Here is a 24,639-nt window from a genome sequence, read left to right as displayed (position 1 = left end):
CCTAATAGCAATACAACATATTCAAGATTTCCTCTGTTTAATTGTCCACCTTATATACGTGAATACATCCTTACAAATTCTTATAACAAGACCACCGACGATTCCGATTGCAATTGAAATTACTAACATCTGTACAAAACTAAAAGTAGTTGTGTATGTTATGTAGATAACAATGCACACAAGTAAAACATCCGGTAAAGAAAGCAAAAACTTTTTAAGCATTTCTTCAGCTCTCCTATGCTTTATTTGTAATTTATACTTTCTACTGTAGCTTTGAAATAAAGTTTGTTCCAAAATCCCATTTAGACACTCATTTTATGGAAAAAGAATAAGAACCTCTTTTAAAAAGGGATTCTTATCTACATATTCTATTCCATAATTACTCCTAAACTAGAATAATATTACTAGTGATTTGTTGTGAATTAACTATTTGCCAGGTAATCTGATGTTACGCCAGCTACCTACATCGCATTGACCGTATGTATTATCACCTACTGCTACCACCGTGCCATCTAATTTCAGACCGACCGTATGCGCACACCCCGCCGCTATCGCTACAATATCATGCCAATCGCTTACATTACATTGACCATGCTCATTCCAGCCGACTGCCACCACGGTACCGTCTGATTTAAGTCCGATCGTATGATTCGTACCAGCTGCTATTGCCATAATATCTTTCCAGCTGCCTACATCGCATTGACCAAGTTTATTATTACCCACTGCCATCACTTTGCCATCCGATTTCAAACCAACAGTATGAAGATAACCTGCCGCCAACTCCACCATAGCACTCCATCCACTTACATTGCATTGGCCATATCGATTATTCCCCACAGTCGTCACTGTTCCGTCCATTTTAAGACCAACTGTATGCCAGTCACCCGCCGTGACCGCCACAATATCTCTCCAGCTACTTATATTACATTCTCCTTCTTTATTTCGCCCCACTGCTATTACTGTGCCATCCGGTTTAAGGCCAATGGTACGACGCCACCCCGCCGCAACCGCTACAACATTATGCCAATCGTTTACATCACATTGTTCATGCTTATTCCAACCCACAGCTACCACAGTACTGTCACATGCAAGACCGATTGTATGTGCATTACCCGTGTTCGTCGCCATATGAACATTACCCGCTGCGACTGCTTCAATATCACACCAGCTGCTTACATTGCATTCTCCTTCTTTATTTCGCCCCACTGCTACCACCGTGCCATCCAATTTAAGAGCAACGGTATGACCACGACCTGCCGCTATCGTATCTTTAAGCCACCGTTTCGCTTTTAAAATTTCTTCTTTCGGTGAAATGTAATTCATGTTTTACCTCCTTGCATATAAGCAACTGTATCCAAATAGATATTTTTATCTAATTTTATTATAAATGACCCGACTTTTTTTATAAATTTACAGCTACAAAAGAAGCCTATTACTACTTCTTCAAAAAATAAAAACCTCCAGTTTAAATACTAGAGGTTCCTTCTTTATTTCTTCAATCGTTCAATAAAATCGTTCAATTTATCAAGTGATTTCATATTATGATTACAAGCTACACCATCTTTACAAATATAGTTTCCCTTTTTAACGAAAGTTCCTGGTACATCACCTTTAATTTCAACTAAAAACATCCCTACTTCTTCATGCCCATGACATAATGAACAAATGCTTTTTTTATTTAAACTTTGGAACGTCCCTTGCAGACCAACAAACTTATTTTTATCATTTTTCGCTATAATAAATTTCCTGCTTGACCCTTTATCAATCCAGCTTAAATAAGATAATTCTTTCATGTCCAGTTCTTCCATATCAGGCAGCTTTAACTTTTTCGCTTTAGGAAATAATTTTTTTAATGTTTGTGCTGTAACTTCCTGAAACGGAATGACATACGGATTTATTCTCATTAAGAACGATTCTGCATCTTCTCTATTTTGAACTGTTAATACGGTATCGATTAACTCTTTCTGTTCATCCGTTAAATTCTCAAATACATGTATTATCTTTTCAATCGCAAGTGATTTTAACGCTTGAATGACACCCCTATCATTTGCCGTTGCATGCCCATTTGCTAAAATATAAGCTTGTGATTTTATAAAATTGTATTGATCACTTCTAATAAAAGCTTCCATCTTTATCACTCCATACAAATTGTTGATCTAGTCTTATTGTATACAATGATTCAGCTTTTTGATATGTAAAAGATAACTTAGAAACGAATATTACATACATCGATTATGTTCTATCGCTTCATTTCCTGACAATAGAAACCATCGTCTGTTTTCCATTCAGCATATAATACATCCTCAAATTTAGTAATCCCTCTTTGCTTTATTTGCTTATACAGCCATCCTTCATCAAAACCAGCTTCCCTCAAATTATCTTTCACTACTTTTCCATCACTAATTAATGAAATTGGTAAGTATACAGGCTTATGTTTTAAACTTAAATCATTTATAGTAGGAGATTCATATTTGCTCTTTTTCAGAACGCTTATGTTTCCGTTAGGTTCCAATATCATATATTCAACTTCTCGAATTGAAAAAATATCTTTTTGTTGCCTAAGCATTTGTTGTAATTGATTAATATCTAAATGATTTGAACTTAATTGTTTTCGGTCAATCTTTCCATTACGAATAATAATTGAAGGATACCCTTCAAAAAACCTTCTTGTTCCTCTTATTTTTTGTGTTATCACTTCTATTGAATAAATTAAAATTACCCAAACAAATACTGAATATAATATAGACCACACTTTAATTTTAGGATCATATATTGAATTTCCAACGAGCTCACCAAGGACGATAGCAGAAATAAAATCAAAAGGTGTTAGCTGAGATATTTGTGTTTTCCCTAGTATTTTTGTAGCAATTAATAGAACAAAGAAACCAATTAAAAGCTCTATCGTTATTTGTCCAATATGATTCATAAATGCTCACCTTTCTGCTTTTCACTCAAATATTCTATTTAGTAAAAAAACGGCACATTTTTCTATTATCTTTCCCATTCATACGTAATATATCCAATAGATACAAAGCAAAAAGAGTCTAGTTCAAAATGATATTTGAACTAGACTCTTTTATCTTCATTTAGAGTACACAATCTTTTTAATCGTTTCTCCGGAAAGAAAATATTCTTCTGCAAGTTGATGAATAGCAACTCCGCTTTTAAATGCTGCTTTAATCGCGTTATTTCTTTCATCCAATTGTTTTCTTCCTCCAGATCGTGTACCCCATTTATAATGTTTCGTTTCTTGTTTTGGAATATAAACTGTTTCACCTTGTATATACTTTTGAATTTCAGTAATTAAACTCTCTGGTAAAACCGTCGCAGCTTTTACGTATTTCATTTCTGCTCGCCCCTTATTTTTTATGTTTCATTTCAATAAGGTGCAAAGCCAAATATAAAAAATGATACGAGCTCATTTAGGCGATTGTATATTACTTGTCTACCTCACGCAAAGTATCGCCATTTCCATACTTGGCTTTGCATGAGACGCTGCAGTGTCCGGCAATTGAATTATAATCGCCATATAAACACCTCCTAATATACCTTTTGTATTTTATTATATGATAAATTCCTTCCCCTTGCATCCACATCCTTTTTAAAGCATGAAATTACTTAATTTGATATAATACTTTTTAGTCCAATCCCAAAATATAGTGAGGTTGCTTTATGAAAAAGAAAATAATCATTACAATCGTTACATTATTCATTATTACTGTAGCATTATTTGGAACATACAAATTGATGAACGCAAGAAGTTTTCAATTGTTTGGAGATTTAACAAACCGAGTAGAAACAAATGAAAAAGTGATTGCTTTAACTTTTGATGATGGTCCTACGAACAATGTAAAACAAATATTACCGCTACTAGATACATACAATGCAAAAGCTACTTTCTTTTTAATCGGAAATGAATTAGAAAAAAACCTATCGTTAGGAGAATCTATCGTACAATCTGGACACCAAGTTGGAAACCATACATATTCTCATAACAGAATGGTTTTTAAAACACCTTCTTTTATTAAAGAAGAAATAGAAAAAACGAATTCATTCATCCGCCAAACAGGATATACAGGCGAAATTGATTTTAGACCACCTAACGGAAAAAAGCTAATTCGTCTGCCCTATTATTTAAATAAAAATAATATCGAAACAATCACATGGGACCTTGAACCTGATACTTTTTATAAATCTGCTGCTGATAAAATTGAATATGTTAATAAAAATGTACAACCAGGTTCTATCATTTTATTACACTCTATGTACGATGAGTCTAATGAAAATTTACAGACCATTGAAGGTATTTTAGACTCATTATCTAAGAAGGGCTATCAGTTCGTAACAGTAAACGAACTGCAAAAAAGAGCAAAGTAAAAAGGTAGCGTATCATAGAGCGATACGCTACCTTTCTTTTTAAATAATGCCAAGTACATTTAAGAATACGATAATAATCGCAATTGGTGCGATAAAGCGAAGTAAGAATAACCATAATACGAACAGTTTATAGCCTTTATTTTTACTTACACCAAGCTCTTTCATTAATACATCTTTCTTCATTTTTAAAGGAACAAAGATGGAAACTAATAAAACACCAAGTGGCATTAGTACGTTACTCACTGCATAGTCCGCTAAATCAAAGATTGTCTTTCCGAAAATTTTCAGATCACTTAATATACCAAATGATAATGCTGATGGTACTCCAACAACGAAGATTAATAAACCTACGATTAAGGCCGTTTTTTCACGTTTGCCTTTACCTTTTGATGTTAACGACGCAACACTAATTTCTAGCATAGAAATAGCAGATGTAATCGTTGCGAAGAAGAACAGCAATAAGAAAATAACGAAGAATACTTTTCCGAACGCCATTTTACTGAAAATAGCAGGTAATACGATAAATAATAATCCTGGTCCTTGAGATGGTTCTAATCCAAATGCAAATACAACTGGGAAAATTGCAAGTCCTGCAAGTAATGTAATTACTAATGTTAAAGCTACGATAGAAAATGCTGAACGCGGTAAACTTTCTTCCTTCGGTAAGTATGAACTATATGTTACCATTACTGCTACACCGACCGATAATGAGAAGAACGATTGACCCATCGCATATAAAATAACTTCTGATGTTACATGTGAGAAATCAGGTTGTAAGAAGAAACGAACTCCTTCTCCCGCGCCGTCTAATGTAAGGGCACGAACAATTAATACAAAGAATAAAACGAATAGCGCTGGCATGAAATATTTATTTACTTTTTCAACACCGTTTTGTACGCCTTTACTTACGATAAAAATAGTAATAAGAATGAATAATAACTGTGCTCCTACTGCTAAATAAGGATTGGAAATGATTTCACCAAACGTAGCTTCGTATGCGCCATTTCCTTCCCATAGTCTACCTGTAATTGCATTCCATAAGTATAATAAAATCCATCCCCCTACAACACTGTAGAAAGAAAGTAATATGAAACAAGTTATAATCCCTAATTTCCCTAACCATGGCCATAATGTTTTGGGTGCGATTTCTCTATATGCATCAACAGCCTCTTTTTGTGTACTTCTTCCGATAACGAATTCAGCTAATAATAGCGGTAAACCAATTAATAATGTGAAACCGATGAAAATAAGGAAGAACGCCCCGCCTCCTCCGATGCCGGCCATATATGGGAATTTCCAAATCGCCCCAAGACCAATTGCTGAACCTGCTGCAGCTAATACGAAACCTAATTTCGATGTCCATTGCTGTGAATTCATTTGTTAATCTCCTCTCTGTCTCTTTTTCTTTGTTTCAGTTCAGTATTTATATTGTTCTATCAATACTCTTTTCTAATACGTTCACTTCCTCCCTAATAATAAAAAAAACGCCCCTACGTAAATACGTAGGGACGACAAAAATATCGCGGTACCACCCTAGTTATGAAGATACAACAAAGTTAGGACCTAAATAAAAAACGTCCCTACGCAAATACGTAGGGACGATAAATTATCGCGGTACCACCCTAGTTATGAAGCCACAACAAAGTTAGGACCTAAATAAAAAACGTCCCTACGTAAATACGTAGGGACGATAAATATCGCGGTACCACCCTAGTTGTGAAACAATCTTCACCACTTTATTTGATAACGGTATAAACTACCGTCTTTCATTTCCTCACAATGTGAGATTTATGAAAGATGCTCCAGGACGAACTTCATGAATAATCTATATACTGATTCACACCAACCATCAGCTCTCTGAAATAGGGAGATATTCACTACTATACCCTTTCATTGCCCAAATATTATTTTCCGAATTGATTACTATCATTTTTATCATACATTAAAAATAGTGTCAACTTATATTTTGAATTTTTATGTATTACATTCTATTTTAAAATGTAAAATATGACTTTTAAATGAATAATATTAGAATATTTATGTTTCATACTATGTTAACTTCTCTAACAGGTTTATAGTAATATACGATGAATGCAAGACAGCACGAGTAGGAGGAAAGAATTTTGTCTACTTCAAAAGTTTTAAAAGGAACTGCTTTATTAAGCGGTGCGACAATGATTTCACGTATATTAGGTTTTATATACTTCTTCCCTTTTCAATTATTAGTTGGGACGCAAGGGGTCGCTTTGTATGGATATGCATACTCTTGGTACGGTATTTTATTAAGCTTCTCAACAGCTGGTATCCCTATTGCCGTCTCCAAATTTGTTGCAAAGCATAATGCGCTTGGTGATTATAGTACAAGCAAAAAATTATACAACTCTAGCGTAAAATTAATGTTGTTTATGGGCTTTTTAGGGTTTTTAATTTTATTTATTGGAGCACCGTACATATCACAATTTATTATTCGCTCGAAAACGCCAGATCCACAATTTATCGCCGACGTAACACTTACGATGCGAGCATTAAGTTTCGCACTTATTATCGTACCAGCTATGAGTGTTACACGTGGTTATTTCCAAGGATTTCAACATATGAAACCAAGTGCTGTTTCTCAAGTCGTAGAACAAATTGCACGCGTTGTTTTCATTTTAGTTGGTAGTTTTATCGTCTCAAAACTATTAGGGGGTTCAGTCGCCTCTTCTGTTGCAGTTGCTACGTTTGGCGCTGTTATCGGGGCACTTGCCAGCGTCTCTATTTTAATGATGTACTGGAAAAAGTATAACCGATTAAAACCTCCCGAAGGTGAATTAAAATCAAGGGCATCAAATATTCCTTTAAAAAAAATTTATATGGAATTACTTCGATATGCAATCCCAATTGTATTTGTCGGCATTGCAATCCCGCTCTATACGTTAGTAGATCAATATACTGTAGCTGATGTCCTTAGGGCGATGGGAGAGCCTTTAGAAACAGCGAATGCAGTGTTCGCTTATATTACGAACTACGCTCAAAAGTTAATTATGATTCCAGCTTCACTTGCAACTGGATTCTCGTTAACGATCATTCCAGCTATAACGAAATCTTATACAAGCGGGAAACTCGAAGAATTACAAGAACAAATTTCAAAGATATTTCAAGTCTTGTTATTCTTCACTATCCCAGCTGCATTCGGTCTTGCTAGCATCGCTTACGATGCATTCCGTATGGTTTATGTAAATCCTGAAATTGCACTTGGTGGATCACAATATTTAATTTCATTTGCACCTTCTGCTATATTAAGTGCGATTTTCACAGTTTCAGCAGCTATTTTACAAGGAATCGATTATCAAAGAAAAACAATGATTGCATTCTCAGCCGGTATTCTCGTTAAAGTTTTAGTAAATACACCGCTCTTACATTTATTTGGCGGACACGGTGCTGTACTTGGAACAATTCTTGGATACCTCGTTTCAAATGTTATTATGTTGTACTGCATCGTTAAGTTTGCGAAATTCAAAATTGGTGAGACTGCAAAGACAGTATTTCTTATTACGATTTACTCCGCAGCAATGTCTGCTGTTGTAATTGCATTAAAAGTAATTTTAAAATGGTTAATTCCTGGACAATCTTATATGGAATCACTTCTCATTGTTGTTATATGCGGCGCTGTTGGAGGGATTGTTTACCTTTTATTCGTCCTAACGAGCGGACTTGCTTCACATATTCTCGGTGATAGAATTCAGCGATTACCCGTACTAGGTAAATTAATCAAATAAAAAGAAGAGATGTAACACATTGTTACATCTCTTCTTTTTTACTTCGCATATTGCATACGTTTTTGTTGTTCAGTAATATTTAATTCTGGAGCATGATGTTCTACTAAATGTAATAGTTCTTCAATTAACACTTCTAACTCCTGTACACTATACTCCGGTTCCCCTATTAACGTATTCGCCATACGCCCGTATAGATTTTCAGGCTTAATAATCATTCGTTCCACATTATATGGCATCCATTTAAATGCCGGATGATGTACATACATTTTATTCAAACCAAATAAGACCCCAAATATATTCCTTTGTACTTCACAAATAACATCATATAACATAAGCCAGTCTTTTCGTTTTAAAAGCGCCTCTCGATTATGCCAGCGATTGCTTAACCAAAGATTTTCTGAAATCATCCGTTTCGCTAGGTCTTCTGGATATACTATCACTCTCTCTTTTAATTTATTCACTTTCTCTTCTCCATACAAACTAACACCATCATGAACGGATGATACGATACATTGTTTTTCATAACTTATATCATATTGATCCACCACATCCGAAATAACTTTCTCTACTGTTTCTGTTAAAAAGCTACTAATCTCTAATTTAATTCCCTCTTTTGTCAAATATGTTTCCGACCATTCTTCTTCCTCATAAGGGTGATATGACAAAATTGTTCCACCAATATAGTTAATAGGCCCTTTACGATCCTCATCCTCTGGTGGCGTTGACCATAAAATATGTAATTCTATATCTGAATGTTCATCTTCTAGTTTTCTAGCTACTGAACCCGCTAAAATAATAGCCTCTACTTTCGGATTTCTCCTATAAATCTCCGACATTTCTATTGCTTTCTCTTTTAATCCCACTTCATTTCCCCCTATAATTGCAGTACACAGTTACCTTTTCAATGTCCCACTAAATCATATTTCTACCCAATAACGCTGAACAATTTCCCCAGTATGAGAAGAAACTACTTCATTTTCTAACATACCGCCAACCTTTTGAATCGTTTTAGCCGAAGCAATGTTAGCTTTATCGCAAGTTATTAACACTTTCTGCAACCCTAACTTTTGCGCTTCACCTAATGCTAGTTGTAGTTGTTTTGTAGCGTAACCTTGGCGACGTTTATTCGGATGAACACTATATCCAATATGACCGCTTTCCCGCAATAATTCTTCGTTTAATCGATGTCCAATATTCACAAAACCTATAAGTTCCCCGTTTTCAAAACTTAAAAATTGGCTAGACGGTACTCGATTACCTTGTAAGTTTTCTCCCAGTTCCTGTTTACTCACTTTTTCAAACCATTCATCGAGAGAATCAAAATTTTGTAAAGAACTGCTGCCGTGTGGTTGTTCTCCTGATTGTAAAAACGCATGTCTATATGCCGTAATTTCCCCACTATATTCATGTATTGGTCTTAATAGTTTCATTGTCATTCTCCCCTCTTTACAACCTAAAACAAACACCTTAATCGTGACAATTTCACGATTAAGGTGTTTCTATCAATTTCATTCAAATAATCCCATACTCAAATAACGCTCACCTGTATCAGGTGCAATACATAAAACTTTTCTCCCAGCGCCTAATCGTTTCGCAATCATAATTGCTGCGTAAACAGATGCTCCAGAAGACGGTCCAACTAATAAACCTTCTTGTCTTGCTAAGTTTCTCATTGTCGTTAAAGCCTCTTCGTCTGCAATTTGAATAATCTCGTTATACACTTCTGTATTTAAGTTTTTCGGGATAAATCCTGGACTTGTTCCTACTAATTTATGAGGACCTGGAACACCGCCTGATAAAACGGGAGATCCTTTCGGTTCTACTACTGCAATATATAAGTTTGGTAGTTTCTCTTTTAACGTTTCCCCAGTCCCTGTAATAGTTCCGCCTGTTCCTGCCGTTGCTACGAATGCATCAAGTTCGCCATCCATTTGTTCATAAATTTCAAGTGCGGTCGTATAACGGTGAATATTCGGGTTTGCTGGATTTTCAAATTGTTGCGGAATGAAACTATTTGGTATTTGCTTTTGCAATTCTAACGCCTTCGCAATTGCTCCTGGCATTCTTTGTTCTGCCGGTGTTAAAACTACTTCTGCGCCGTATGCTTTCAATAAATTTATACGCTCTTTTGACATATTGTCTGGCATAATTAAAATCGCTTTATACCCTTTCGCAGCTGCATTCATCGCTAAGCCTATTCCTGTATTTCCGCTTGTCGGTTCAATAATTGTATCTCCTGGTTTGATGAGACCATTCTCTTCTGCAACGTGCAGTAAATTATATGCAGCGCGGTCTTTCACACTGCGTGATGGATTAAACATTTCTAGTTTTACATACACATCCGCTGCGTCTTCTGGAATAAATTTAGATAATCGGACGACAGGTGTATCTCCTATTAATTCTGTAACATTTTCACATAATTTCATAGTGCATCCCCTATTCTATCGTTTTCTTATCACTTGGTAATAACCAAGAAGTAAGTCCAATTAATGGTAGACAACTACATAGTAACATAATGAATTGTAGACTATATATGTCAGCCAATTTCCCAAGTACTACAGATCCTAAAGCTCCGAGTCCAAACGCAAGCCCTACAATTAATCCAGATACCATCCCTACTTTTCCAGGAACAAGCTCTTGCGCATAAACAACAATTACACTAAAACTACTTGAACTAATAAAACCGATACATAAAAATAGCGGTACGACCCACATGAGCGAAACGTGAGGTAATAAAAGGGCAAGTGGCGCCGAACCTAGCATTGAAAATACAATAATTGTTTTCTTTCCAAATCGATCTGCTAACGGTCCACCAAAGAAAGTTCCTAATACACCGGCAATCATAAATGCGAATACGAAATACTGGGCATTTTTTATAGATAAACCGTAATGCTCAATTAAGTAAAATTGATAAAAATTCCCTATACCAGCACCGTACCAAGAACGTACAAAAGTAAGGAAAACAAGAAGTAGAATAACAAATTTAATATGTGTACTTACAATCGCATTTTCCGCCTCAAGCGCAGCCCTCTTTTTTCTTCTCACAGCGCCAGTTGCTAATTCATTCCTATACCAATTTGATACAAAAATTAATAATACAATTCCTACCGCTGCAAAGGCTGTAAAACCTAAAGAGCCAATTTGGCCGAGCGGAACGAAAATTAAAGCTGTAAAAATAGGCGCTAGGGAATTCCCTGTATTTCCTCCTACTTGATAAATCGCTTGCGCTAAACCTCGTTTTGCACCGGCTGCCATATAAGCAACTCGAGCCCCTTCTGGATGAAAGACTGCGGAACCTAATCCGATAAATAAAACAGAAATAATAACAATAATAAAGTTCGGTGCAAATGCAAGTCCAATCATCCCAAGCATACTCGAAAACATACCGAGCGGTAATAAAAATGGTGACGGCTTCTTATCAGAATACATACCAAAAACCGGCTGCATAATCGATGACGTCATATTTAACGCAAACGCAATCCACCCTACTTGCATATAGGATAAATTCATCGTTTTTTCCAAAATAGGAAACAATGCCGGCACAACTGCTTGCATCGAGTCATTTAAAAAGTGACCGAAACTAATCGCAAATAGTATTCGATATATCGTCGGTGTTTCTATTGTATTTTTTTTCGAAACTGCCTGCATATATGAATCTCTCCTTCCTGTACAAAATATATATTTATTACAGCAGGTGTAATAAAGTAAGACTTTAATCTCGATAAATTCTGACTTTTGAAACATTTCTATTCTATACTGGTTTCATTTCTTTTTCCAGAAATATCACTTCTTAAATAATATATTTTTTCTATACGTTTTATCGGATTTATTTATAGAAATTTTCTATATTTTCTTTTATAATAGGACGGAGATGAATGGAAGGATGACAACTATGAAGAAAAAAACAAAAGGAATCGTTGCACTCTCAATCACATTATCTATGTTTTTAACAGCATGTGGTCAAAAACAAGAGGCAACAACTACCGGAGAAAAGAAAAAAGAATCTTCAAAACAAGTATTAAACATTGTAGAGGCTGGGGAAATTTCTACACTTGATTCATCTATCGCAACTGATGGGTTTTCTTACGCTGCATTAAACAACGTAATGGAGGGATTATATATGCCTGGTCCTGACAATAAACCTGTTCCTGCGGCAGCTGAATCATACAAACTAAGCGAAGACGGAAAAACATATACATTCACATTACACGATTCAAAATGGTCAAATGGCGATCCAGTGACTGCTCATGATTTTGAATATGCATGGAAACGTGCCGTTAATCCAGAAACTGCTTCTGAATACGCACATATTATGTTCGATATTAAAAACGCTGAAAAAATAAATAAAAAAGAATTACCAATTGATTCATTTGGTGTAAAGGCAATTGATAATAAAACGCTTGAAGTACAGTTAGAACACCCTGTTCCATACTTTTTAGGGTTAATGGGATTTGCAACATTTTATCCTCAAAACAAAAAGGTTGTAGAAGCGCAAGGGAAAAATTACGGACTTGAAGCTGCAAATGTAGTTTATAACGGGCCGTTTCAATTAAGTGAATGGAAACATGATACAAGTTATAAAATGACAAAAAACCCGAACTACTGGGATAATAAAAATGTGAAGTTAAGTGAAATTAATGTAAATATCGTAAAAGATACTTCCACAGCCGTTAATTTATTTGAAAGCAAACAAGTAGACCGAATTACGATTAATTCAGAGTTTGTTGATAAATATCAAAAAGATCCGAGCTTAAAGAAAATGGAACGTCCTTCTATGACATTTTTCCGATTTAGCCAAAAGAATCCTTTATTAGCAAACAAAAACGCTCGAAAAGCTATCTCGCTTGCTTTTGATAAACAAGGAATCGCAACAACAATTTTAAATAATGGTTCTATACCGGCGAATGCATTCGTTCCGAAAGGATTCGTAAAAGGACCTGATAATAAAGATTTTCGCAGTACAAGTAATGTAAAAGTAGAAACAAATGTGAAAGAAGCTAAATCACTATGGGAAACTGCGAAAAAAGAAACAAATTTACAAAATGCTTCTCTTTCAATCATAACAACTGATGAGTCTAACGATAAAAAAATTAGTGAGTTTTTAAAAGGTGAACTGGAGAAAAACTTACCTGGATTAAAAATCACATTACAACCACTTCCAGTAAAAGCATTTTTAGATCGTGAAGGAAATGGCGATTTTGAAATTTCACTTTCTACTTGGGGACCAGATTATCCTGATCCTACAACATTTTTAAATATGTTTGTCACTGACGGACCGTTTAATAAGATGAGTTATTCAAACAAAAAATACGACGAATTAATTGAGAAAACGAGCTCTACTTTAGCAACTGATTTACCAGCACGTTGGAAAGCGTTCCAAGATGCAGAGAAAATCTTACTGGAAGATGATGCAGCTATCGCTCCAATCTTCCAATCAGGGCTTGTATATTTAGAACGTCCAACAGTAAAAGGTGTTGTTATTCGTCCATTTGCAGGAATTTATTCTTATAAGTGGACCTCTATTACAGAATAAGAAAAAGGCGATCCTAACATATATTAGGATCGCCTTCTTTATTAAATTGCAAAACGCTTATACTTTTCGTAATCACTCGTCTTACATTCTACTTCTAGTTTTGTACCTTCGTTTTCATAACTCGTAGATAAAACGTGCGCATTATTATTGAAATAAGAAACTACCTGCCCTTGATCATACGGGATTAACATTTCACACTTCGTATACTCCTTATAAATGTGTGAGCGAATCATTTCTACAAGTTCTTCCATTCCAACATGTTTCTTCGCTGATAAATAAACGCGGTCTTCTTGTACTTTCGGAATTTCAACATCTACCATATCTGATTTGTTATAAGCATAAATGGTTGGGATATTTTCTACTCCAATTTTCTTTAACGTTTCATTTGTAATATCAATTAACTGTTCATAATTTGGATTTGCGTAATCTACAACGTGAATAAGTAAGTCTGCTTCCGCTACTTCTTCTAACGTTGAACGGAATGCTTTCACAAGGTGATGTGGTAATTTACTTACAAATCCAACTGTATCTGTTAATAAAAATGATTTGTTATCTGGCAAATCAATATTTCGCACAGATGTTTCTAGCGTCGCGAATAACATATCTTTTTCAAATACTTGTTTTTCTTCTGTACCATTGTAAATTTCAAGCATTGCATTCATTGTCGTTGACTTTCCGGCGTTCGTATAGCCTACTAATGCTACAACTGGTACTTCATTTTTCTTACGTTGCTTTCGCTGCGTTTGACGCTGGGCAACAAGTGCTTCTAGATCTTTATTTAAAACTGAAATCTGTTCTTCAATTTTACGACGATCTAACTCTAATTTCTTCTCACCGACACCTTTATTTTTCGTACCAACTCCGCCGCTTTGTCTTCCTAACGATTCACGAAGACCGATTAAACGTGGCATCATATACTGAAGATGCGCTACCTCTACTTGCAACTGTGCTTCTTTCGTTTTCGCACGTTGCGCAAAAATATCTAAAATTAATATAGTACGGTCAATTACTTTACAATCTAAATCTGCTTCTAAATTTCGAATTTGAGAAGGAGATAATTCGTCATTAAAGATTACCATATTCGCATCTACTTCATTTACATAGGCTGCTACTTCTTCAATCTTTCCTTTTCCAATATAATGGGACGGATTTACTCGTTGTAAATTTTGCGTCACTTGCCCAATTACCTCTACATCACAAGCTTCTGCAAGATTCGCTAGCTCTTCCATTGAATATGCAAAATCATCTTCATTACCTAAATTTACTCCAACTAAAACTGCTCTTTGTAATAATTCTTCCATATATTTATTCCTCCATTTCGATTACGTAAAATAAAAAACACAGGTTACTGCCTGTGTTTTCGTAAACGGATAAGGGTTCACCAAAGAAATAGGAGAAAGCTATACTTTCATCCTATCTCATAGTCAATAAGTCCCAAAATCATATACGCATCCACAATAAGTGTTCACCTATACGATCCCATTCTATTTATAAAGGCAAAACAAAAAGAGGGCGTATTCGTCCCTCCCTCTTTTTCACATATAAGCTTAATAAAGGGTTCCTTTAAAATAGGCAGACCAATCCCGTTCACTCTGCACACAGACAGAGCCTTTGAGCGCTATTCAATTATTGGCACAAAGTATTGAGACGTAATCTGATTAAGATCAAAGGAAGCCCCCTCCGTTCATTTTAAGTTACATAAAGTGTAGCATAAGTAATTCGCTTTCACAAGATTAAACCACCTATAGAAACAGAAAGAAATTCTTTATATATTTACTTTAATCGTCATTTTTTGCGCATTCTTCTTACACTAAAAATCACAAAAGCTACTATCAGTAACAGACCTATAGAAAGGGTAACAACTTGCCACCAACTGAAACCGCTGACCATCTTCCCTTTTAAATCGACTTTCTTCGTCGGAATAGACTCTTTTGCAATTTGACTTAAAGCCACTTTCTCCGCCCCTGCCTCATCTAATCTCTTCGTTCCACTACAACTATGTGTGTGTAATTGTTTTTCTGATCCTCTTTGAGAAGAATATACTAAATACTCTCCTCCTTCTACAAAGTGAAATACACAATCACCACCATTTGTATATACAATAAGTTGCGAAGAAGTTGTCCCTTTCCAAATTTTCTTCACTTCAAATAATACTTCAATCTCAACCCCTTCTTTCCTTCCAACCCCAATTATCTTCCCCTCAAATACTACATCGTTTTTTTGAAATGCATCTTCTGCTGATACGTTAATACAATCACAAGCATAAGATTTCCCTGGAAAAATAATAAGAATAAAGCTACAAATAATGACAACAGGCAATATATACAAAATTCTTTTCAAAGAGCCCAACTCTCTTCATTATCAATTTTAAAAACTTATCGTATATTATTTTTTACAACACTCGCCAAATTCCTTCATAGTAAGTTAAGCTTTTTCGTTTCAATACAATAAAAGTCTTTATTGACATTTTTATAACCTGATAATAGTATCAGGTTATAAAATAAGTTAGGAGATGTTCCTATGAATTCTAAATCTCGTATTACTGCAATTGGTACTTATGTTCCAAATCAAATATTATCTAATAACGATTTAGAGAAAATGATTGATACGAATGATGAATGGATTGTACAAAGAACAGGAATGAAGGAAAGACGAATCGCGAGCGAAGACGAATACTCCTCACACTTAGCCATTAAAGCAATTGAAAATTTATGTACAACTTTTAAAAAGAACTTAGAAGATATAGACTGTATCATCGTCGCTACAACAACCGCTGACTATGTTTTTCCTAGTGTCGCATGTCAAATACAACAACACTTCAACATACCTCATACAATAGCATTTGATTTAAATGCAACTTGCGCTGGTTTCACATATGGTCTGCACGTTGGTAATAGCTTAATCACTTCTGGATCACACGAAAAAGTACTTGTCGTAGCGACAGAGACATTATCTAAAGTTACTGATTACACCGATAGAACGACTTGCATTTTATTTGGCGATGGTGCTGGAGCTATTTTATTAGAAAGAGATGAAAACAAACCAAGCTTTGTCGCTGCTCATATGGGAACAAATGGGCACGGTGGTATTCATCTATACCGAACAAACTTATCTACTACTATGAATGGTACGCCACTGCAAACAAATGAAAAAATCGTTCAAAACGGGAGAGAAGTATATAAATGGGCAACTCGTACAGTGCCAGCAGGTATAAAAGAACTATTACATACCGCAAATATGCAAATAGATGATATAGACTGGTTCATACCACACAGTGTTAACTTACGAATGATTGAATCTATTTGTGAGAAAACCGAAATTCCAATTCAAAAAACTTTAACAAGTGTAAAACACATGGGAAATACATCTTCGGCTTCCATTCCACTCGCTCTGGACTTAGCTAGGAAAGAAGGAAAATTAAATAACGGAGACACACTTTTACTATACGGATTTGGCGGTGGTCTTACGCATTTAGGCCTTATTGTGGAGTGGGATTTAAACTAACATTTTTCTTTTATACAACTAACTACAAAAAAGCAGCATCCAAAGATTGGTTACCCCACTTTGAACGCTGCTTCTACTCTCTTAATTTTATTTACCTGTCCGAGCCCATATCACAACAGGAATAAGCATGAAAGCTAAAACTCCTCCAGCTAATGACAATGCCGCATAACTTGAATTCGCCACTACCATACCTGACATCGCTCCGCCTGAAGCTCCAGCTAGCGCAATAAACACATCTATTTTCCCTTGTGTTTTTGCACGTGTGGAAGGTATAGTTGCATCAACAATTTGAGCCGTTCCACTTATTAAACCGAGGTTCCATCCTAATCCAAGTAAAGATAAAGCAACAATTAATAGTATTAAAGAATCACTCGGCGCTATTGCAGCTATGACACCTGCTGCTAGTAAAATTACTCCGCCAGCTATACTCATCGTAGTTCTTCCAATTTTATCAATTAACATTCCTGTAACGAGAGATGGAAGATACATTGCACCTACATGAAAACCAATCACAAGTCCTACTGCACTTAATCCATGACCGTGATGCCCCATATGAACTGGAGTCATCGTCATAATCGCAACCATCACGATTTGTGTAAGTATCATTACAATAGCTCCAACAGTAATACCTCGTTTATTTTCTGTCGCTTCTTCTATTACTGCTTGCCCTTTATATGTATGCTCTTGTTTATATGTTTCTATCATATTAGCAATAAGTAACGGATCTGGACGAAGCATAACAAATAGAACAAGACCAGCTAGTATAAATGCTGCTGCCGATAATATGAACGGACCAGCAAGTTCAGGAATTCCAATTGAATGAGCAAACCTTCCCATTACACCTACTAAATTTGGACCTGCGACTGCACCAAAAGTCGTCATTACCATCGTAATACTAATAGCAGTTGCTCTTTGCTTCTTATTCGCTAAATCCGTTCCAGCATAACGCGCTTGTAAATTCGTAGCTGTGCCCGCGCCATATATAAGTAAAGAAACTAGTAAAAGAATAATACTATTTGTTAAAGCTGCCACCACAACTCCAATAGCCCCTAGTCCACCTACTATAAAACCTCCTGCAAGCCCTATGCGGCGACCATGTTTTTGTGATAACTTCCCAACAAAGAAAGCCGCTACCGCAGATCCCATTGTAAACATAGCAGCTGGTAATCCTGCATATGCATCTGTCCCAAGCATTTGCTGCGCAAGAAGTGCACCTACTGTAATTCCAGCAGCTAACCCTGCTCCGCCGAACATTTGTGAGATGCTGACGATTATTAATGTTCGTTTGTATAATTTTTGTTGGTCTTCTTCTGTATATATGTGATTACTTTTTAAAGCCCCCGCCTCATCTAACAATTCCTCATCCTCCCTTTGAAATAAAATCCCCTTGTTAATGTATTATGTTTTACATTACATATACAACGACATTTTCTATTCGTTTTTTTCATTCTAAAAACTTACTAACCATAGACTACTTATCTCATGCTATATTAAAAATACTACTATTTACAATATGCAAGGAGAAAACAATAAAAAAACAGGCTGCTATTAGCCTGTTTTTTTACGCTTCCTCTACTACCCTTTTCCTTCTCCCTTTACTCAAAGCCTTTCCTTCCCAAAATAACAAACTTACTAACGCAAAAACTAAGATAATCGGCACACTTACTTTATATAAATCTGTAAAACTCATTGCCATCTGATTTTGAGCATAGTGATTCACATCATTCGAAAATGCGAGTACCTCTTTCTTTATACTTTCCTCTTGTTTTTCAACTTCTTTTGTCACTTGATTCATAACTTCTTCTCTTTTTACCTCTCTATATTCTACTGGAATTCCTCTTAATACTTCATCCACTTTTTGGTGAATTAATGCATCTTTTTTCTCTTTATTTAACCCTACAAATGTTTTATTTTGATGCTTTTCTACACTTGGTTCTATACTTTGGTTCTCTATTTTTTCTTTTGTTACTTGTAGTATTTCAGCTTGCTGTGAGCTATCCACATGAATATTATGCACTTTTTTTTCTGCATAACGATATACATTCTCTTTATTTACAGCTAAATTGTGCGTTAAGTTAGATACAAATATTGCAACTGCTAATACAATTCCTACTTGCCGCAACATTGAGACAACACTTTGAGAAGCAGTTAATAATTCCCCTTCAAACGAAGAAGCACTTAAAACTGTAATTGGACCTACTACTAAACCATACCCAACACCTAATATCATACATGGAATAATAATTTCTATATTTGTTGAATTAACATCAATCATTTGCAACCAATAATAAGATAAGCCCATAACAAGAAAGCCTGACAAAATAATAGTTACCTTTCCGAGTTTTTTAATTAAAGTTGCTGCAACTGGTGAGACAAAAAATATCATTGCTGAAATAGGTGTCACTAAAAAAGCTGCTTCAATTTCCGTTCGGCCTTGTATTTTCGTCAAGAACGTCGGAAGCAATACAGTAACTCCAATTAAAAATAAATTACTTAATATGATAACGATAGACGCTCCGACAAACATTCGATCTTGAAATAACTTTAAATTCACCATTGGATTATGAATCTTTCGTTCTACTAAAACAAATAGAATAAAAGAAATAGTGCTAATTGCATAACAAGACAAAGCAATATTACTTTGCCATCCCCATGTATTGCCTTTTACTAATATGAGAGTAAAAGAAAAAATTGCTGTGCTACTTAATAGTAGTCCTACCCAATCTATTTTTGAAATAATACGTTCTTCATTTTTTATTTGCAGCATAACGCAGCATAAAATGATTCCAAGAATACAAATTGGAACATTTACGAAGAACACCCATCTCCAACCGAGATGTTGTGTAATAATTCCACCTATTACTGGTCCCATCGCAGCTGATAGTCCTTGTGTTACTCCTAAAATTGCAAGTGCAACATGCCTCTTTGCTAATGGCATTGCAGATACACCAATTACCATACTTGTCGGAAATAAAATTGCTGCGCCAATACTTTGTATAAAACGAGCAAAGATAAGAAAATCGCCCGTATTAGCAAAAGCACAAAGTACTGATCCACCACCAAAAATTATCAAACCAAGAATATACATCTTTGCTTTCCCAAAAATATCAGCTATCCGTCCTAGTGGAATGGCTAGTACTGCAATCGTCATCGTATAAACATTTAATATCCAAGACATCTTTTCTAATGAAGTATTTACACTCGTTTGTATCGCTGGTAAAGCTATATTCATAATTGTCGTATCGATCATACAAAGAAATATACCTAAGCACATTAAAAAGACAATCTTAATACCCTTTGATTGCTCCATGTTCATCTACCCCTTTATTTATTATGAACGTGTTTTTCATTCTTCCGTTTTATTGTGTTTTTTTACTTCTAGTTGCTCTAGTTTTCTTTTCAATGTCTCTACTTGAGCACTATACGATGCAATACCTACATCGAGTGAAATTTCCTCAACAAAAGTAATACCTTCTCTCCACTTTTCATATTTCAAACGAAGATCCGCAATGTATACCTCTTTCCTTTCAATTTCGTCCTCAATCCATTTTTTTATTGCCTTGTCATCGCTATAATTACCAAAATACATCCTCATTAAAAAATCTGAACGTAAAACATCTTTCTCTACATCTGTTTGCATGTACTGATAAAACTCTTCACGCCCTTCATCTGTAATAAAGTACATTTTCTTATTCGGTTTTCCTTCTTGCATAATAACCTCTTTCTTTATTTTCCCCTCTTTTTCCAACTGTCGTAACGTCGGGTAAATCATTCCAAAACTCCCATCAAAGAAATGAGTAAATACGTCTTCAAACACAATTTTAATATCATAACCAGACATTTCTTTTCCCATTAACAAGCCTAAAACAACATCTCTTCCCTTCAAAATAAAACCTCCATACTGTATATAATCAATAATCATATTAACAATGTTAATATGATTATTGATTATATACCTCATTCTTATATAATCAAAATTCATATTAACATATGATTATTGATTATATACCTCATTCTGTTAATTGTAAAATGTTTCTAAATAAAAACACCCTGTAATTTTATTATCTAAAATTACAGGGTGGCTCTACTTTATATTTCATATACAAACTTTGTACTATTTTACAACTTCATCTTGATTAGCTTCAAAACCTTCTGTCTTACCCTCTTTCATTTCATAATAATACGAAGTTAATTCTATATTATGTTCTAAAAGGTAATCCTCAATCAATGCAATAATCACTTTCAATGTTTTCAAACGTGCGTATAATTTATCATTGCTTTCAATAATATGCCATTTCGCATTTAGCTTATTTGTTTTTTCAAACATGTCTTCCATTGCTTCAACATACTCGTCCCACTTTTCACGGTTACGCCAATCTTCGTCTGTAATTTTCCATCTTTTTAAAGGATTGTTCTCTCTATCTTTAAACCTCTTTAATTGTTCATCTTTACTAATATGATAGAAGAACTTCCCGATTATATAATGATCATCTGTTAATAGTTTTTCAAAATCATTAATCTCATCATACGCTCTCGTCCACTCTTCCTTTGTAGCAAAGCCTTCAACACGCTCAACTAACACACGGCCGTACCATGAGCGATCAAAAATAGTAATTTGCCCATACTGAGGTAGTTTCCGCCAGAAACGTTGCAAGTAATGGTACCGTTTTTCATGAGGTGCTGGTGCTCCAATTGGATTTACTTGAAACCCGCGCGGATCAAGATGTTCCGTCACTCGCTTAATCGCTCCGCCTTTTCCAGCTGCGTCCCAACCTTCCATAACGAGCATAACCGCAATTTTTTCTTCTTTTACAATTTGCTGCAGTGCTAATAAACGTCTTTGGTATTTTTCAAGTTTCTTATTATACTTAGATTTCGATTCTATTCTTTTCATTAAATCCACTTTAGCAAGATATCCATTTTCCATAAAACAAATCCCCCTTGTTGTATGACAATGTTATTTTAACATATTATTGGAAAATTTTTCACATTAGAAAAAACTGTGTAGAAAAATCTCTACACAGCTTTCATAAAAAATATAGCAGTTAAGATATAAACGACTGTCATGAGCGTCATAAAGATTGCCGGAATTAAGGAAGCAACATACACCTTTCCTTTTATGAATAAATACAACCGTTCCAATCCATAACGCAATTGCTGCAGGCAATTGGTTAGCCCAAGAGAAATATATCCATCTTATTCACAAAGAGAGACTATATTTTTTACAATTGAATTATGGTATACCTTCTCAAAAAAAGAAGATAATAACAAATAAATTCGTTACAGAATGGGAGTACTTTAAAGATGAAACGAAAAATACTTTCTCTCTTTACACTAGTCTGTTTAGCACTACCAATACAAGCTAGTGCATACACATTTCACTCACTACCAATTGAATCAAAGTCTAAACAGTGGTATATCGAAATTGATAAATCCCATAACGCAAACAAGCAAGCAGCGCAGCCAAAACAGGGTGTATACGATACATATCGCTTACTCGTAAAAAACATCGGTAATGACGTGTCAAACGTAGCTGTAGAAATAGTTGATAACACTCCTACCTCTAAAGCTACTTTTAATCCTACTACATTACATAACAACGTTTCAAAAAGTCAGACAAGCTTTGACTACATCGTATTCCCTTTAGACTTTAATAGCCATAATTTTAAAGTCGTCATTACTTGGGAAGAAAAAAATTTCTCATACAACGGTCATCCGGTAAATGAGGGGGAACAAATGAAACAAACATTTGTGTTTAATGAAGAATAAGCCCTAATTTAATTAGGGCTTATTCTTCATTTACAAAACCAGATTGAATCGCTTCCGTCACTTCTTCTGTGATTTCTAGTTCTGTTGCTTCCGTACTAATTTTCTTGTCCCAAATATGTACGGAAGGCTTTTCGTTACAAAGATGTTTTATTAATACTAGTTGGTTATATGTTAGCTTATTTTCTCTATGGGTGGCGATATAGACTGTGAATTTTTTTGCTTCAAAGACCTTTTCTTGCAAAATATATTTGTTGGCCAACTCCTTTACTACTATATCTTTCAAGTTTTCTATAATCATATAAGTCGTTCCCCCTTCCCTTATATCATCAATCAAATCGTCGAATACTTGTTACACATAACGCTATTCCAATTGTTACAAGTACTAAAATAGCTAGTGTTATAATCGTTATCTCGCCACCTATGACAGTAGCTAACCAGCCTACAACCACATAACCTAGTGGTAATAAAGCAAATGAACCTAACATATCAAGGCTTGCCACTCTTCCAAATGCTTCTTCTGGCACAAGCTCTTGTAAACTTGTTTCCCAAATGAGTCCAAATATCATCATACCAAACCCTTCAATTGCCATTAATCCAATTAAAGCAGGTGCCCAAGTAATAAACGGCATTATTAATAGCGCACAACCACTTATTAAAACACCACCATAGGCAAGTAATCCCCGCTTATGCCATCGTTCCCTACCGCCAAATATTAGCGCGGCAATTACAGCTCCAACACCAGAGGATGCCATTCCTAATCCGTACACGTAAGCTTCAAAATGATGATGAACATTAAATAACCATGGAATTAATACGACGATAATGCCGGCATAACAAATGTTTACGAAAGAAAAAACCAAAATTGTAATCCATAGCCACGGATGACTTTTTAACACTAAAATACCTTCCATAAACTCTTGTTTGTAATCGACCTTTCTCTTTTCAATGGGTTTTACTTTTTTAAACTTTATTTCACTTAAAAATAATAAACAAAAAAATGATAACAAATACGTTACCGCATCTAATCCAAACCCTATTCCAGCAGATGCAACTGATACGATTAATCCTCCAAGTGCCGGTCCAATTAATCGAATACCTTGATTACTCATTTGTGTTAATGCATTAGCTGCGTTTCGAATTTCTGGTACAAATACTTTTGCTCTTACAGCTGAATACGCTGGCTGAAATATGCCTTCCATAAGTCCGTAAAAGGCAACGAGTACATATAAAATTGTAATTGTTAATAAATCCATCAATATAAGCGATGCAAGTAATAGCATCAATATACAGCGGATTATGTCTGTAAATAACATTAATTTTACTCGGTCAATTCGATCTACAACTAAACCTGCAAACGGTAAAGCAAGAATATTTGGTAGCATGTACATTGCCATCGTCATTCCCATTACAACTGTTGAACCTGTTAATGAATACACAACGACTGGTAAAATTACCATCGTTATAGAACTCCCTAAAGTTGAAAGCAATTGTCCAATCCACAAAAACTTAAAATGCCGTGATACTCTAACTGGCAACAATAATTTACCAACATACCCCAAAGCTTTTTCTCTTTGTACTTCCCCTTGCATTTCTCTCTCCTCTTTTCAAATGATTATAGACTTTATAATATATCACCAAAAATTCCTAATATTCTTTTTTAATTATATAAGAAACCATTATGTTATGGTAAAATTATCA

General features: G+C 35.0%; 23 protein-coding genes, 1 pseudogene and 1 other annotated feature. Of the genes and pseudogenes, 5 read left to right on the top strand and 19 right to left on the bottom strand.

Going from position 1 to position 24,639, the window contains the following annotated elements; genetic code table 11:
* Positions 1-21: 21 nt before the first annotated feature.
* The 5 genes from DN389_RS04970 to DN389_RS04950 form a co-directional block, all read right to left on the bottom strand.
* Positions 22-222, bottom strand: a complete 201-nt coding sequence (locus DN389_RS04970; RefSeq protein WP_000913387.1) for a hypothetical protein — start codon at positions 220-222, stop codon at positions 22-24.
* Positions 223-426: 204 nt separating this feature from the next.
* Positions 427-1,323, bottom strand: coding sequence for an RCC1 domain-containing protein (locus DN389_RS04965; RefSeq protein ID WP_001106789.1), 897 nt, complete (start codon positions 1,321-1,323; stop codon positions 427-429).
* 164 nt (positions 1,324-1,487) lie between these two features.
* On the bottom strand, positions 1,488-2,129 hold the full coding sequence (locus DN389_RS04960) for a FusB/FusC family EF-G-binding protein (RefSeq protein ID WP_000387077.1): 642 nt from the start codon (positions 2,127-2,129) through the stop codon (positions 1,488-1,490).
* Between the two features lie 110 nt (positions 2,130-2,239).
* Entirely contained in the window at positions 2,240-2,926 is a 687-nt protein-coding gene (locus DN389_RS04955) for a DUF421 domain-containing protein (RefSeq protein WP_149236870.1), read from the bottom strand.
* Between the two features lie 156 nt (positions 2,927-3,082).
* Complete coding sequence (locus DN389_RS04950; protein WP_149236869.1) at positions 3,083-3,346, bottom strand: CD3324 family protein; 264 nt, start codon at positions 3,344-3,346, stop codon at positions 3,083-3,085.
* A 326-nt stretch (positions 3,347-3,672) separates the two neighbouring features.
* On the opposite strand from DN389_RS04950, the gene DN389_RS04945 reads away from it, so the two are divergent.
* Positions 3,673-4,377 carry a polysaccharide deacetylase family protein gene (locus DN389_RS04945; protein ID WP_149236868.1) on the top strand — a complete coding sequence of 235 codons (705 nt, stop codon included), beginning with the start codon at positions 3,673-3,675 and terminating at the stop codon, positions 4,375-4,377.
* A gap of 39 nt (positions 4,378-4,416) precedes the next feature.
* Here the strand turns inward: DN389_RS04945 and DN389_RS04940 are convergent, their stop codons facing one another.
* Positions 4,417-5,754, bottom strand: a complete 1,338-nt coding sequence (locus DN389_RS04940) for a sodium-dependent transporter (protein WP_060489936.1) — start codon at positions 5,752-5,754, stop codon at positions 4,417-4,419.
* Positions 5,755-6,057: 303 nt separating this feature from the next.
* Positions 6,058-6,280: a binding site (T-box leader), on the bottom strand.
* A 220-nt stretch (positions 6,281-6,500) separates the two neighbouring features.
* Between DN389_RS04940 and DN389_RS04935 the strand changes: the two genes are divergently transcribed.
* A complete protein-coding gene (locus DN389_RS04935) occupies positions 6,501-8,135 on the top strand; it encodes a putative polysaccharide biosynthesis protein (RefSeq protein WP_060489934.1) in 1,635 nt (544 codons plus the stop codon).
* A gap of 38 nt (positions 8,136-8,173) precedes the next feature.
* Here the strand turns inward: DN389_RS04935 and DN389_RS04930 are convergent, their stop codons facing one another.
* From DN389_RS04930 to DN389_RS04915, 4 genes are all read right to left on the bottom strand, one after another.
* Positions 8,174-8,998 carry a DUF4037 domain-containing protein gene (locus tag DN389_RS04930; RefSeq protein ID WP_098802858.1) on the bottom strand — a complete coding sequence of 275 codons (825 nt, stop codon included), beginning with the start codon at positions 8,996-8,998 and terminating at the stop codon, positions 8,174-8,176.
* Positions 8,999-9,052: 54 nt separating this feature from the next.
* Positions 9,053-9,565 carry a GNAT family N-acetyltransferase gene (locus tag DN389_RS04925; RefSeq protein WP_149236867.1) on the bottom strand — a complete coding sequence of 171 codons (513 nt, stop codon included), beginning with the start codon at positions 9,563-9,565 and terminating at the stop codon, positions 9,053-9,055.
* A gap of 78 nt (positions 9,566-9,643) precedes the next feature.
* The gene (cysK, locus tag DN389_RS04920; RefSeq protein ID WP_088082875.1) at positions 9,644-10,561 is read right to left on the bottom strand and encodes a cysteine synthase A; all 918 of its coding nucleotides are present in this window, start codon (positions 10,559-10,561) and stop codon (positions 9,644-9,646) included.
* Positions 10,562-10,571: 10 nt separating this feature from the next.
* Positions 10,572-11,783, bottom strand: coding sequence for an MFS transporter (locus DN389_RS04915; RefSeq protein ID WP_088121830.1), 1,212 nt, complete (start codon positions 11,781-11,783; stop codon positions 10,572-10,574).
* A gap of 244 nt (positions 11,784-12,027) precedes the next feature.
* On the opposite strand from DN389_RS04915, the gene DN389_RS04910 reads away from it, so the two are divergent.
* Positions 12,028-13,668, top strand: a complete 1,641-nt coding sequence (locus DN389_RS04910) for a peptide ABC transporter substrate-binding protein (RefSeq protein ID WP_088121829.1) — start codon at positions 12,028-12,030, stop codon at positions 13,666-13,668.
* 41 nt (positions 13,669-13,709) lie between these two features.
* On the opposite strand, the gene hflX is transcribed toward DN389_RS04910, so the two are convergent.
* Both hflX and DN389_RS04900 read right to left on the bottom strand, forming a co-directional pair.
* Positions 13,710-14,969 carry a GTPase HflX gene (gene hflX, locus DN389_RS04905; protein WP_098191353.1) on the bottom strand — a complete coding sequence of 420 codons (1,260 nt, stop codon included), beginning with the start codon at positions 14,967-14,969 and terminating at the stop codon, positions 13,710-13,712.
* A gap of 484 nt (positions 14,970-15,453) precedes the next feature.
* On the bottom strand, positions 15,454-16,008 hold the full coding sequence (locus DN389_RS04900) for a cobalamin biosynthesis protein CbiN (RefSeq protein WP_098191352.1): 555 nt from the start codon (positions 16,006-16,008) through the stop codon (positions 15,454-15,456).
* A gap of 180 nt (positions 16,009-16,188) precedes the next feature.
* Here DN389_RS04900 and DN389_RS04895 point away from each other — a divergent pair, with 180 nt between their 5' ends.
* Positions 16,189-17,172: a ketoacyl-ACP synthase III gene (locus DN389_RS04895; protein WP_060489920.1), complete on the top strand. Its 984-nt coding sequence runs from the start codon at positions 16,189-16,191 to the stop codon at positions 17,170-17,172.
* Between the two features lie 87 nt (positions 17,173-17,259).
* Here the strand turns inward: DN389_RS04895 and DN389_RS04890 are convergent, their stop codons facing one another.
* From DN389_RS04890 to DN389_RS04870, 5 genes and pseudogenes are all read right to left on the bottom strand, one after another.
* Positions 17,260-18,528, bottom strand: coding sequence for an MFS transporter (locus DN389_RS04890; RefSeq protein ID WP_000883332.1), 1,269 nt, complete (start codon positions 18,526-18,528; stop codon positions 17,260-17,262).
* Positions 18,529-18,733: 205 nt separating this feature from the next.
* Positions 18,734-20,482, bottom strand: coding sequence for an MFS transporter (locus DN389_RS04885; RefSeq protein ID WP_149236866.1), 1,749 nt, complete (start codon positions 20,480-20,482; stop codon positions 18,734-18,736).
* Positions 20,483-20,518: 36 nt separating this feature from the next.
* On the bottom strand, positions 20,519-21,058 hold the full coding sequence (locus tag DN389_RS04880) for a PadR family transcriptional regulator (RefSeq protein ID WP_060489914.1): 540 nt from the start codon (positions 21,056-21,058) through the stop codon (positions 20,519-20,521).
* 228 nt (positions 21,059-21,286) lie between these two features.
* Positions 21,287-22,099 carry a polyphosphate kinase 2 family protein gene (locus tag DN389_RS04875; protein WP_098191351.1) on the bottom strand — a complete coding sequence of 271 codons (813 nt, stop codon included), beginning with the start codon at positions 22,097-22,099 and terminating at the stop codon, positions 21,287-21,289.
* 89 nt (positions 22,100-22,188) lie between these two features.
* Positions 22,189-22,366, bottom strand: a pseudogene (locus tag DN389_RS04870) (carbon starvation CstA family protein); the annotation flags it as partial.
* A gap of 110 nt (positions 22,367-22,476) precedes the next feature.
* Here DN389_RS04870 and DN389_RS04865 point away from each other — a divergent pair.
* Positions 22,477-22,941 (top strand): hypothetical protein, encoded by a 465-nt coding sequence (locus tag DN389_RS04865; RefSeq protein ID WP_098191350.1) that lies wholly within the window; start codon positions 22,477-22,479, stop codon positions 22,939-22,941.
* A gap of 19 nt (positions 22,942-22,960) precedes the next feature.
* On the opposite strand, the gene DN389_RS04860 is transcribed toward DN389_RS04865, so the two are convergent.
* Both DN389_RS04860 and DN389_RS04855 read right to left on the bottom strand, forming a co-directional pair.
* Positions 22,961-23,239, bottom strand: a complete 279-nt coding sequence (locus tag DN389_RS04860) for a hypothetical protein (protein ID WP_088121825.1) — start codon at positions 23,237-23,239, stop codon at positions 22,961-22,963.
* 28 nt (positions 23,240-23,267) lie between these two features.
* Positions 23,268-24,530, bottom strand: coding sequence for an MFS transporter (locus DN389_RS04855; protein WP_088121824.1), 1,263 nt, complete (start codon positions 24,528-24,530; stop codon positions 23,268-23,270).
* Positions 24,531-24,639: the final 109 nt, after the last annotated feature.

Source organism: Bacillus sp. AY3-1 (assembly GCF_008368785.1).
GTDB classification, from domain to species: Bacteria; Bacillota; Bacilli; order Bacillales; family Bacillaceae_G; genus Bacillus_A; species Bacillus_A wiedmannii.
Note: the sequence above shows the minus strand (reverse complement) of the source record. Positions and strands in the feature narration are given on the sequence as shown.